Source organism: Bacillus sp. P4_D3 (assembly GCF_056401855.1).
Genome location: NZ_JBFUIN010000084.1, coordinates 1 through 11118, shown reverse-complemented (window position 1 = coordinate 11118; position 11118 = coordinate 1). Strand labels below are relative to the sequence as shown.

14 protein-coding genes and 2 pseudogenes are annotated in these 11118 nt (G+C 35.6%); 4 read left to right on the top strand and 12 right to left on the bottom strand.

The window, feature by feature from the left end; all coding sequences use genetic code 11:
- From AC1DTM_RS12135 to gcvT, 8 genes and pseudogenes are all read right to left on the bottom strand, one after another.
- A pseudogene (locus tag AC1DTM_RS12135) lies at positions 1–78 on the bottom strand (ABC-2 transporter permease); the annotation flags it as partial.
- The gene (locus tag AC1DTM_RS12130; protein WP_016106144.1) at positions 59–931 is read right to left on the bottom strand and encodes an ABC transporter ATP-binding protein; all 873 of its coding nucleotides are present in this window, start codon (positions 929–931) and stop codon (positions 59–61) included. The gene AC1DTM_RS12130 and the pseudogene AC1DTM_RS12135, both read right to left, overlap by 20 nt.
- Positions 932–934: 3 nt before the next feature.
- Positions 935–1309: a GntR family transcriptional regulator gene (locus tag AC1DTM_RS12125; RefSeq protein WP_016106145.1), complete on the bottom strand. Its 375-nt coding sequence runs from the start codon at positions 1307–1309 to the stop codon at positions 935–937.
- Positions 1310–1396: 87 nt separating this feature from the next.
- On the bottom strand, positions 1397–1588 hold the full coding sequence (locus AC1DTM_RS12120) for a hypothetical protein (RefSeq protein ID WP_002160499.1): 192 nt from the start codon (positions 1586–1588) through the stop codon (positions 1397–1399).
- 70 nt (positions 1589–1658) lie between these two features.
- Positions 1659–1862 (bottom strand): DUF3929 family protein, encoded by a 204-nt coding sequence (locus tag AC1DTM_RS12115; protein WP_000262495.1) that lies wholly within the window; start codon positions 1860–1862, stop codon positions 1659–1661.
- 285 nt (positions 1863–2147) lie between these two features.
- On the bottom strand, positions 2148–3623 hold the full coding sequence (gene gcvPB / locus AC1DTM_RS12110; protein WP_002122485.1) for an aminomethyl-transferring glycine dehydrogenase subunit 2: 1476 nt from the start codon (positions 3621–3623) through the stop codon (positions 2148–2150).
- On the bottom strand, positions 3620–4963 hold the full coding sequence (gene gcvPA / locus AC1DTM_RS12105) for an aminomethyl-transferring glycine dehydrogenase subunit 1 (protein ID WP_477000265.1): 1344 nt from the start codon (positions 4961–4963) through the stop codon (positions 3620–3622). Before gcvPA ends, gcvPB begins: the two co-directional genes overlap by 4 nt.
- Positions 4964–4983: 20 nt before the next feature.
- Complete coding sequence (gcvT, locus tag AC1DTM_RS12100) at positions 4984–6084, bottom strand: glycine cleavage system aminomethyltransferase GcvT (protein ID WP_002111803.1); 1101 nt, start codon at positions 6082–6084, stop codon at positions 4984–4986.
- 391 nt (positions 6085–6475) lie between these two features.
- Between gcvT and AC1DTM_RS12095 the strand changes: the two genes are divergently transcribed.
- Positions 6476–8158 carry a DEAD/DEAH box helicase gene (locus AC1DTM_RS12095; RefSeq protein ID WP_477000264.1) on the top strand — a complete coding sequence of 561 codons (1683 nt, stop codon included), beginning with the start codon at positions 6476–6478 and terminating at the stop codon, positions 8156–8158.
- Complete coding sequence (locus tag AC1DTM_RS12090) at positions 8145–8939, top strand: YqhG family protein (protein WP_002160497.1); 795 nt, start codon at positions 8145–8147, stop codon at positions 8937–8939. Before AC1DTM_RS12095 ends, AC1DTM_RS12090 begins: the two co-directional genes overlap by 14 nt.
- Positions 8940–8990: 51 nt before the next feature.
- Here AC1DTM_RS12090 and AC1DTM_RS12085 read toward each other — a convergent pair whose 3' ends face one another.
- Together AC1DTM_RS12085 and AC1DTM_RS12080 are read right to left on the bottom strand one after the other, a co-directional pair.
- Positions 8991–9122: a hypothetical protein gene (locus tag AC1DTM_RS12085; RefSeq protein WP_016106147.1), complete on the bottom strand. Its 132-nt coding sequence runs from the start codon at positions 9120–9122 to the stop codon at positions 8991–8993.
- 97 nt (positions 9123–9219) lie between these two features.
- A complete protein-coding gene (locus tag AC1DTM_RS12080; protein WP_000032698.1) occupies positions 9220–9447 on the bottom strand; it encodes a hypothetical protein in 228 nt (75 codons plus the stop codon).
- A gap of 72 nt (positions 9448–9519) precedes the next feature.
- Here AC1DTM_RS12080 and AC1DTM_RS12075 point away from each other — a divergent pair.
- Both AC1DTM_RS12075 and AC1DTM_RS12070 read left to right on the top strand, forming a co-directional pair.
- A pseudogene (locus tag AC1DTM_RS12075) lies at positions 9520–9638 on the top strand (GTP pyrophosphokinase).
- A 127-nt stretch (positions 9639–9765) separates the two neighbouring features.
- Positions 9766–10398, top strand: coding sequence for a VC0807 family protein (locus AC1DTM_RS12070; RefSeq protein WP_477000263.1), 633 nt, complete (start codon positions 9766–9768; stop codon positions 10396–10398).
- Between the two features lie 66 nt (positions 10399–10464).
- Here the strand turns inward: AC1DTM_RS12070 and AC1DTM_RS12065 are convergent, their stop codons facing one another.
- Both AC1DTM_RS12065 and AC1DTM_RS12060 read right to left on the bottom strand, forming a co-directional pair.
- Positions 10465–10665, bottom strand: a complete 201-nt coding sequence (locus AC1DTM_RS12065) for a YqzE family protein (protein WP_002015009.1) — start codon at positions 10663–10665, stop codon at positions 10465–10467.
- 38 nt (positions 10666–10703) lie between these two features.
- Positions 10704–11118 (bottom strand): shikimate kinase (locus tag AC1DTM_RS12060; RefSeq protein WP_477000262.1); only part of this gene is annotated, 415 nt, incomplete at its 5' end.

The window sequence follows — 11118 nt, the reverse complement described above, 5'->3', positions numbered from 1 at the left end:
GAATAAAAGAGGCATACTCAGATTCACTAACCAAGTTACACGAAAAAAGAATAAATCTTTATATATGAGCTGACGCATAAGCACCTCTCCCTTTCGCAGTGTAAACGATGATATCATCTAATGTAGGTTTTTCTAGTACAATCTCATTTCCAAACCAGTCTACAATTGCTTGTTTATCCTTTGCTAAACCTTCGAAACCAAATTTGTTTGTTCGTAATCCAACAAATAGTTCTTTTCCTTCTCGATCTAATAAATCATTACTTCCCTTTACAATTACATAGTTCTCCATTAATTCGTCTTTTTCACCAGTAAATATAATTTCTCCATCATTGATGAACGTAATATAATCGGCGATGCGTTCTAAGTCTGTTGTAATGTGTGTGGAAAGTAAGACAGATACTTCATCTTCCATTACAATCTCTTGCAGCATATCAAGCAATTCACTTCGAACAACTGGGTCTAATCCTGCTGTTGGTTCATCCATAATAATGAATTCCGCATGGTGTGAAAGTGCGATTGCAATCGCAAATTTCATTTTCATCCCCTTGGATAACTCTTTAATCTTTTTATACGTTGGAACTTGTAATCTCTGCATATACGATTGATACTGCTTTTCGTCCCACTTTTTATATAACGGTGCAATAATCCGTTTCATTTGCTCACACGTTAAATCTTCGTAATAATGATTTTCATCATATACAAAACCGATATTTTGTTTTATTTCCTTTTCGGCTTTCTTATTGTCCTTACCAAAAATTTTTATATCACCGCTCTCTTTTCTGATTAAATTCATAATCATTTTGATCGTCGTACTTTTTCCAGCTCCATTCGGTCCGATAAATCCCATAATATATCCACGTGGCAATGTAAAACTTACATTTTTCACTGAGAAATCTTGATAAGTTTTACAAACGTTTTTTAGCTCTAACATCTCTTATTCCCCCTCGTATAAACACGCAATCATCTGTTGCAACTCTTCAAGTGAAAGCTGCAACACTTTACTTTCATTCACAATCTCTTCCGCTTTACTTTCCAATAGACGTAGCCGCTGTTCTTTTAATAGTTCATTATTTTTACGTGAAACATAAGTCCCCTTCCCAGCAACAGTTTCTATATATCCTTCTTTTTCAAGCTCCTCGTACGCACGCTTCGTTGTAATTACACTAATTTGTAATTCCTTCGCTAAGCTACGAATAGACGGTAATTGGTCTCCACCCTTTAAACCACCATTTAAAATAAGTTGGCTTAATTGTTTCCTTATTTGCACATAAATAGGGTCTTGGGAAGAATTCGAAATAATAATATTCATGTTTTCCTCCAGTGTGTATATACAAAACATCCTATTTTCGGCAAGAAAAAAAGACCAACATTTTCCTGTTGGTCTTTCGTATATGTATCACTTTTCAAAGCGATCTAACATTTCGTCTCTCATTCCGAAACTAACAACCGCAATTCCTACATACATAAAAAGAAGGAATGCTGGATGAACTGTATTGTACCAGCTGCTATCAACAATTAAATAAATCGTTAACGCCACAACAAGAACAAACGCTAAAATAAACATATAAAAGTGTCTTGTATTATCCATGATAAACTCCTCTCTTCTCTCTTCACCATTCAACAGTATATTGTATCGAATAATTCGATATGACTCAAGGTTAACTTTCTGTTATGTAATCAAGTTCTACCTTTACAATGTCCTCACACGCTATTGAAATGATTGTTCCTTGTTTATCAATCGCTGTCACTTCTCTATTATCCATTACACGGTGCGCTACTCTTTCTAACACTTTTCCTTGGTCTCTGTAACAAAATTCTTTTACATCTTTAATTGTTTCTCCATTTTCTAGATGGTATACCATTCTATAACATCTATATCCCACGCTTCCACCCCCGCCTTGCTCGTTTTTTCACATATACATAAAAATGAGTAATTTCTACCTCATCACATCTTCTTAATTTCAATAAAATTCTAACAAAAATAAATACTTTTATCAAACCGACTTTTTCAACAAAATCACCTATAAAACCGCATCTTTACAGCAATATGAAACAAAAAATATAAATTTTCAACATTTTTTCATTCTAGCCGCACCAATGTTGCCAAAAAAAAAGAACCCGCATGTAGCGAGTTCTTTTTATTCCAATCACACTTGTACAGGTGCTAGCTTTTCATAACGTAAAACTGGTTTACGAGCAGCCAATGTTTCATCCAAACGTTTAATTACCGTTGTATGTGGTGCTTCTTGTACAACTTCTGGATTTTCTTCTACCTCTTTAGCAATTTGAATCATCTTATCAATGAAACCATCTAATGTTTCTTTTGATTCTGTTTCTGTTGGCTCAATCATAATACATTCTTCCACATTTAATGGGAAGTAAATTGTTGGTGGATGGTAACCGAAATCAAGCAGACGTTTTGCAATATCTAATGTACGTACACCAAGTTTCTTTTGACGACGACCTGACAATACAAATTCATGCTTGCAATGTCTATCGAACGGAAGATCATAGAATGGTGCTAATCTTCTCATCATATAGTTCGCATTTAATACAGCATACTCAGTTACTGCACGTAGTCCATCTGGACCCATAGAACGAATATATGTGTATGCACGAACGTTAATTCCGAAGTTACCATAGAATGGTTTCACACGCCCAATTGCTTCTGGACGATCATAGTTGAAGTGATAGCCATTTTCCGTTTTCTCCAAAATCGGTTTTGGTAAGTACGGAATTAAATCAGCTTTCACACCTACTGGACCAGAACCTGGGCCACCGCCGCCATGCGGACCTGTAAATGTTTTATGAAGGTTTAAATGCACAACGTCAAATCCCATATCTCCTGGGCGTGCTTGGCTTAATACCGCATTTAAGTTTGCACCATCATAGTATAATTTACCGCCTGCGTTATGGACAATTTCTGCCATTTCTAAAATATTTTCTTCGAATAGGCCTAATGTATTCGGATTTGTTAACATAAGTGCTGCTGTTTCTTCGTTTACAACACGTTTTAAATCATCTAAGTCAACAAGACCATGTTCATTTGATTTCACCGTAATTGTTTCAAAACCAGCTACTGTTGCAGACGCCGGGTTTGTTCCGTGAGCAGAGTCAGGAACAATTACTTTCGTACGGTTAAAGTCACCATTTGCTTCATGGTATGCACGAATCAACATTAAACCTGTCCATTCTCCGTGTGCACCAGCTGCTGGTTGTAACGTAACAGTATCCATACCTGTAATTTCAATTAAATGTTCTTGTAAGTCGTACATTAATTCCATTGCACCTTGCACTGTTTTTTCATCTTGAAGTGGATGAATATTGGCAAAGCCTGCGAAGCGAGCAACGTTTTCATTAATTTTCGGATTATATTTCATCGTACAAGATCCAAGTGGATAGAATCCAGAATCAACGCCGTGGTTACGGTTTGAAAGAGCTGTGTAATGGCGCATAATATCAAGTTCAGATACTTCTGGAAGCTCTGCATCTTCAACGCGAATATAATCGCTCTCAAATACATCTTCTAATTTTACTTCTTCTACATCTAATTTGGGTAAGCTATATCCTACGCGTCCTTCTTTAGTCACTTCAAAAATAAGTGCTTGGTCTTGGTTCTTCATTGGATAGCCCCCATTTCGTTTACAAGTGTGTCAATTTCCTCTTTTGTACGAAGCTCTGTTACTGCTACAAGCATATGATTTTCATGCTCTTTATAATCACGGCCTAGGTCGTAACCACCGATAATATTCTTTTGTATTAATACATCATTTATTTCTTTAACTGGACGTTTGCAATCTACAACAAATTCATTAAAGAATGGTCCAGCGAACGTTACAGTGAAGCCTTTCGCTTCGAATTGACGCTTTGCATATTGTGCTTTAGAAATATTTTGACGTGCCATTTCTTTCACACCTTGTTTTCCAAGTGCAGTCATTGCAACTGATGCTGCTAATGCATTTAACGCTTGGTTTGAACAAATGTTAGACGTCGCTTTATCACGGCGAATATGCTGTTCACGTGCTTGTAACGTTAATACAAATCCACGTTTACCATCTGAATCTACAGTTTGTCCGACAAGACGTCCTGGAATTTTACGCATAAATGCTTTCGTTGTTGCAAAGTAACCACAATGAGGTCCACCAAACTGCGTTGGGATACCAAATGGCTGTGCATCACCGATTACAATATCAGCACCAAATTTTCCTGGTGGTGTTAATGCGCCTAATGATAATGGATTTGAAGAAACGATAAATAATGATTTTTGTTGATGAACGATTTTTTCGATATCAGCTAACTTTTCAACTTGTCCGAAGAAGTTTGGATATTGAACGATTACGCAAGCAACTGTATCATCTACTTCACTTTGTAATACGTCTAAATCTGTTACACCGTCTTTATGATCAATTTCAACAACTTCAAGATGTTGACCTTTTGCATATGTTTCAAGTACCGCTCTTGATTCTGGATGAACCGCCTTAGATACAAGAATTTTCTTTTTACGTGTATGACCAGCTGCTAACATTGCCGCTTCAGCTAAAGCTGTACCTCCGTCATACATAGAAGAGTTTGCTACATCCATTCCTGTTAATTCACAAATCATTGTTTGGAACTCAAAAATTGCTTGTAATTCCCCTTGTGAAATTTCTGGTTGGTATGGTGTGTAAGCTGTATAAAATTCTGAACGAGAAATTACATGATCAACAATTACTGGAGCGTAATGATCGTATACACCTGCTCCTAAGAAAGAAGCGTATTCTTTTAAGTTCGCATTTTTGCTAGCCATTTGAGATAGCTCTTTTAAAAGCTCTGGCTCTGATTTTGCTTCTTTAATTTTTAAATCCCCTTTAAAACGAACACTCTCTGGAATATCAGAGAATAACTCATCAATCGTCTGAACGCCGATTTTTTGTAACATTTCTTTTTTGTCTTCTTCTGTCATTGGAAGATAACGATGCAACATGAAATCTACCCCTCTCCCCGTTACTTTGAACGTTTATAAAATGGTGTTGGAACAACTACTGCTTTGACGCGTTTATTACGAATTTCAATTTCTACTTCTGTATCAACTGTTGCGTATTTCACATCAATTAGTGCTAAACCAATGCTTTTCTTTAACGTTGGAGATTGTGTACCACTCGTTACTTCCCCGATTTTTTCTTCTCCTATAAATACAGGGTAATGCGTACGAGGAATACCGCGTTCGATTACTTCGATGCCGACTAATTTACGAGATGCACCGTTTTCCTTTTGCTCTTTTAACGTTTCTTTCCCAAAGAAATCTGCTTCTTTATTTGGTTTTACCGCAAAGCCAATTCCCGCTTCAATCGGTGTAATATCTTTTGATAACTCTTGTCCGTATAACGGAAGTGTTGCTTCGAAGCGAAGTGTATCACGAGCACCTAAGCCACATGGTTTTAACCCATCTTCTTCTCCAACTTCAAGAAGTTTCACCCAAAGTTTTGCAGCATCTTCACTCTTACAGTAAATTTCGAATCCATCTTCACCTGTATAACCTGTACGAGATACAAGTGCAGGAATTCCATCTACAAGAATATCGTTTTTAAATTTAAAGAACTTAATTTCTTTCAAATCTTCTGACACAACTTTTTGTAAAATGTCTTGTGCTTTTGGTCCTTGAATTGCAAGTTGCGCAACTTCACTAGAAACATTGACTACCTTTGCATCGCCAATTACATGACTTGCTAACCATTCGTAATCTTTCTCGATATTTGATGCATTGATTACTAATAAATAGTCTTCTTCACCACGTTTGTAGATTAATAAATCATCTACTGTGCCGCCATTTTCATAGCACATAGCTGTATATTGTGCGCCTCCTACCTTTAAGGTAGATACGTCATTTGTAACAACACGTTGTAAAAATGCTAAACTATCTACACCCTTTACCTCTACTTCTCCCATATGAGATACATCGAACAAACCTGCTTCTGTACGTACAGCTTCATGCTCTTCTTTAATGCTTGAAAATTGAACTGGTAATTCCCAACCACCGAAGTCGATTGTTTTCCCACCATACTTCGCGTATACATCAAATAACGGTGTACGTTGTAATGTAATCATGCTCTTTCCCCCTTATGCTCTGACAAATCAATAAAAGTTGCTTCCCATATCTAAACATTTTCATTCTGAAAAGATAAGGTTATACGGAATCTCAGTATATTTTTTTATGAAAGCGTAAATAAAAAGTTACTTTCTTGGATAAAATACGAAAGATTCCACACATTTCACACCATTATCCTAACATCATTCGCTATATTTCATCAATATTCTAGCATAAAAAAAAATTTAGAATTTTTTATTCTTAATCATATTAAATACAACTTTCGAGATTTAGTCCTGAATCATTGCCTATTCTTTAACTTTTAGTAATTGTGATAGTGCCTTATTACGAGGCTTATAATAAAGATTTTTAAAATAATCACTTTAGTTTATAAAAGGTGGGAGAGTCTTAATGAATGTCGATATTTCCGTAGATCGAACGTGGCAAAACAATTTTTTAAAAAGAATTGATGAAGATGGTCCTTGGACAAATTGGGATTTATATCATTTAGCTTATAAAACAGAGAAATCATTACTCGTTCCTACTTTTGATGGATTGCAAGCACCGAAACATTTATCACATTTCACGCCGCTTCCGCATCAATTGGAGGTCGCTCAAAATGTCATTGAACAAATGAATGGTAAAGCGATTCTAGCAGATGAAGTTGGACTTGGAAAAACGATTGAAGCTGGACTTATTTTAAAAGAATACATGGTTCGAGGACTTGTAAAAAAGGTACTCATTCTCGTTCCAGCTTCTCTCGTATCTCAGTGGGCATATGAACTTAACACAAAATTTTTTATTCCTGCGGTCGCTCAAAAGAAAAGTTATTCTTGGGAACAAGCTGATGTCATCGTTTCATCAATCGATACTGCGAAACGTTCACCGCATCGCGATATCGTTTTAAACCTAGAGTATGACCTTATTATTATCGATGAAGCACATAAACTAAAAAACAATAAAACAAAAAACTATGAATTTGCACAGCGATTAAAAAAGAAGTTTTGTTTATTACTAACCGCAACTCCTGTTCAAAATAAAATTGATGAAATCTTCAACCTCGTTTCTTTATTAAAACCAGGTCATTTAGGCAATCAATCTAATTTTGAAGAATATTATGCTTCAAAAAATCGTTCCACTGAATCCGATGAAGATTTAAAAGCTCTTATCAATAAAGTAATGGTTCGAAATAGACGCCATAACACTGGCATTGATTGGCCGAAGAGGCATGTACGAACAATCTTCGTTGAATTTAATGAAGAAGAACAAGCTTTGTATAATGAAATTGAAAATTGGCGTGAACAAAATGCCTTTACATCTGCTTTCTCATCCTTAACTTTAAAACGGGAAGCATGTAGTAGTCGGGAAGCTGTTTACTATTCATTAAAAAAACATGTAGAAAAACGGCAGAAAGAAAATGAGCATTACATAAAGGACCCACATATTGATGTGCTGATGGATAAAATTAATCATATTCCGTTCAACTCCAAAGCAAATAAAGCACTAGAGCTTATAAAAGAAATTGACGATAAAGTCATTATTTTCACTGAATATAGAGCTTCACAAATGTATTTACAATGGTTCTTACAACAACATGGCATTTCCTCTGTCCCATTTCGCGGTGGATTTAAGCGCGGGAAAAAAGATTGGATGAAGGAGCTTTTCCAAAATCGTGCCCAAGTATTAATTGCGACCGAAGCTGGTGGTGAAGGAATTAACTTACAATTTTGTAGCCATATGATTAATTACGACTTACCGTGGAATCCAATGCGACTTGAGCAAAGGATTGGACGTATTCACCGCCTTGGACAAAAAAATGATGTTCATATTTATAACTTAGCAACAAAGCATACTGTTGAAGAGCACATTTTAAAACTACTATATGAAAAAATTAATTTATTTGAACGTGTAATCGGTGAACTCGATGAAATTTTAACGAGAATCAACATGAAAAATATTGATGCACATATTCAAGAGATTTTCGCGCAGTCAAAAAGCGAGGGTGAAATTCGAATCAAGATGGAAAATTTAACATCTATTATCGATTTTGCGAAGCGCAATGAAGCAGAGGTGCRGGACTATGCAGCAAAATGAAATTCATAATTACTTATACAACTTTTTTGAGGCGAATAACTGTGAAATTTTAGAGCGTTCCCCTCACCTATTAGACGTGCAGTTAACAATTGAAATGGATAAATTATTAATGAACCGCCCTTTCTATTGGCACTATCTTGAAAAAACAGGAGGCGTTCCGAACCCGATGCGCCTTACTCTTATTACAAATCCGGAAAACGAAGAAAACGACGGTGAACTTATTCATTACGGTTCACCACGTTTGCATCAAATATTTGAAACGACAAAAGAACTAGGCTCATACATACGTTTATATGAGGAAGTGAAACATAGCGGGGCAACTCATACCCCTCTTCACCCTTGGCTTGGTGTAAATATAAAAGTATCTTATCAATGCGACCGAAAAAAAGACATACTTCATTCCATCGGTATTCATCTTATTTCCGGGACAATGCTTGCAAACTTTCATGACACTTTAGCAGAGATCAAACTCACACCGAAAATACCTGATTTTTGTTTTACGCTCTCACCTATCATTAAGCCACAAAGTGGCTTACAACGTATAGAGGATGCTTTAAAAAGTATAATTGCTGAAGATGACCACACGTGGGCAAAAGAAGCGAGAGTGCGTTGGAATCACGATTTAGACCTTTTAAATCGATTTTACGAAGATAGCGATGAACTTCCAGAAAGCTATGAAATTGAAAAGCAAGCATTACAAGAACAATACGAACCACGTATTACAATACAAATTATAAACGGCGGTCTCTTTTATGTTACCGCAAATCATTTTCTATCTTAAAGAAAGCTCCTTCAACAGTTGAAGGAGCTTTCTTTAAGATGTTTTTCCATCCTATTCTCTATCGTCATTACGCTCTTGTTGTTTTTTCTCTGTCATACATTTTTGATTTGCACGGTCCTTCGCGCTTACATGATTTGCATCAGTTGGAAGATTTTCTTTTGAACGACCAATTCCATTGCTCATCTTTTCCCCTCCTTTTTACACACTTCAGAATGCACCTTTATTTTCAGCTAAAAGCACAATCCTTATACAAAAAAATAAGAGCAGCCAGTAGCTGCTCTTACTCATTCACGTATTTTTGAAACATATCATGGATGCCTTGATTTACGAGGTTCGAGATCTGTTCGTCAGATTTATTCGGATAACGATCACGCAATCTGATAGATGCCTTCACCATTAAATTTTCTAATACAGAACGGCCACCTTCTCCATAAATAATTTCAGCATACTTAACAAGTCTTCCATCCTCTAATGTTGCTGGATTATGATTGAAGAAAAATTTACTCATTGTCTCCACCTCTCTCTTTGATARCGTTTACATTTATATAGATTATTTATGTTATTTATTTCACAATATTGTATGCATGTATATTTAATTAGTTTCATTATAAAGCAACATATCAATAGTAAATATGTGATTTTCCGTCCATTTTGTGAACAAAGTAAAAAAATGAAAGCGTTTCCTTTATTATATACTAAAAAAACTTACTACGCTAGGGGCAATTTCTTAATCTATTAAACATCTACTTTTCTTTTTTTTCATTAACCTTATACAATTTTCAGAAATTATATTATAAAATATATGTATGACTTAAGGAGGCCATGTATGAATCAAAATAAAAAAGCTATATTAGATCTTGTCTTTTATCTCGTATTCCCATTCCTCATTTGGAAATTTGCAAAACCTTATATCGATCCTTATTACGCAATGTTAATTTCCTCTGTTCCGGGAATTATTTATACACTGTATACCTTTAAAAAAGAAAAACAGTTTAACGTTACAGGGTTCTTTATTTTAATTACACTTATTTCTAATACAGCGGTAGACTTAATATCTGGATCAGCGGAACGAATGCTATGGAATKATGCATATTATCATATCGTACTTGGCTGCATCGTTATATGTACAATCTTTATGAAAAAACCACTTATGTTATATTTCGCAGCGGATATCGCAGCGCTGCAAGGCCATGACCGCGATAAAAGTCGTGAGCTTTACCGGGATAGTCGCATATATCCAGCACTGCAATATTTAACACTATTTTTCGGTCTTCAATTTATATTAAAAAGTTTCTTGAAAATCTATTTCATCTCTGTTTTCGGTGTAGATGGATATGGTGAAATGAGAGCTATTATGACCGCTGTTGGGTGGGGCATTTCTATTTGTATCGGAATTGGATTTGTATGGGTAAACAATAAAATACATGCGGTTACTGAAGAAAAAGAATCTGTGCAATAAACCAAAATCCCCTAGCATCTTGTTATACTAGGGGATTTTGGTTTTGCTAAACATATTACGAAAAAGTTAGCTTGATTTTTTTCTTTTATTTTTTACATTTCGATAAAACAAAGCAGCGCTCAGTGGCATAACACCAAACCATTTATTTAAGAATGGCTCTTTCTCCGCACGACGTTGTTGTTTCTGTTGTTTTCGATCCTCTTTTGGAGCATCCATATATGACACAAATTGCTGTGTCACAAAGCGTACATAATCATTAGTAGACATATTATCATCACCTCTACTTGATTAGTATGTCCACTTTTTTATTCATTAATCTTTTGCTTTAATTCATTCATAATTTGCTTTACCGACTTATTTGTCGTATCGATATGAATATCGGCCTCTTCATAATAAGCTCGGCGCGATTCAAATTTCGTTACAAATGCAGCTATATCTTTCTTCTGAAATAGTGGACGTGTCGTATCTTCCCGAAGCCTTTCTGCAATTACATGTGGATCGCAATATAAATACACAACAGTTCCATTTTCCTTCATCCACTTTCGATTTTCCTCTCGTTCAATAATTCCTCCACCAGTTGTAATAATTACATTCTGAACCGGTAGTGAACGTAACATTTCACTTTCATATTCGCGAAAAACCATTTCGCCTTCTTCTGCAAAAATATGCCAAATCGCTTTCTCTTTCTGCTCTTCGATTTTTTGATCTGTATCTACACTG

Excerpts from the sequence above, each read along its gene's own strand:
- AC1DTM_RS12130 (WP_016106144.1), bottom strand. The coding sequence starts at position 931 with ATGTTAGAGCTAAAAAACGTTTGTAAAACTTATCAAGATTTCTCAGTG.
- AC1DTM_RS12125 (WP_016106145.1), bottom strand. The coding sequence starts at position 1,309 with ATGAATATTATTATTTCGAATTCTTCCCAAGACCCTATTTATGTGCAA.
- AC1DTM_RS12120 (WP_002160499.1), bottom strand. The coding sequence starts at position 1,588 with ATGGATAATACAAGACACTTTTATATGTTTATTTTAGCGTTTGTTCTT.
- AC1DTM_RS12115 (WP_000262495.1), bottom strand. The coding sequence starts at position 1,862 with ATGGTATACCATCTAGAAAATGGAGAAACAATTAAAGATGTAAAAGAA.
- gcvPB (WP_002122485.1), bottom strand. The coding sequence starts at position 3,623 with ATGAAGAACCAAGACCAAGCACTTATTTTTGAAGTGACTAAAGAAGGA.
- gcvPA (WP_477000265.1), bottom strand. The coding sequence starts at position 4,963 with ATGTTGCATCGTTATCTTCCAATGACAGAAGAAGACAAAAAAGAAATG.
- gcvT (WP_002111803.1), bottom strand. The coding sequence starts at position 6,084 with ATGATTACATTACAACGTACACCGTTATTTGATGTATACGCGAAGTAT.
- AC1DTM_RS12090 (WP_002160497.1), top strand. The coding sequence starts at position 8,145 with ATGCAGCAAAATGAAATTCATAATTACTTATACAACTTTTTTGAGGCG.
- AC1DTM_RS12085 (WP_016106147.1), bottom strand. The coding sequence starts at position 9,122 with ATGAGCAATGGAATTGGTCGTTCAAAAGAAAATCTTCCAACTGATGCA.
- AC1DTM_RS12080 (WP_000032698.1), bottom strand. The coding sequence starts at position 9,447 with ATGAGTAAATTTTTCTTCAATCATAATCCAGCAACATTAGAGGATGGA.
- AC1DTM_RS12065 (WP_002015009.1), bottom strand. The coding sequence starts at position 10,665 with ATGTCTACTAATGATTATGTACGCTTTGTGACACAGCAATTTGTGTCA.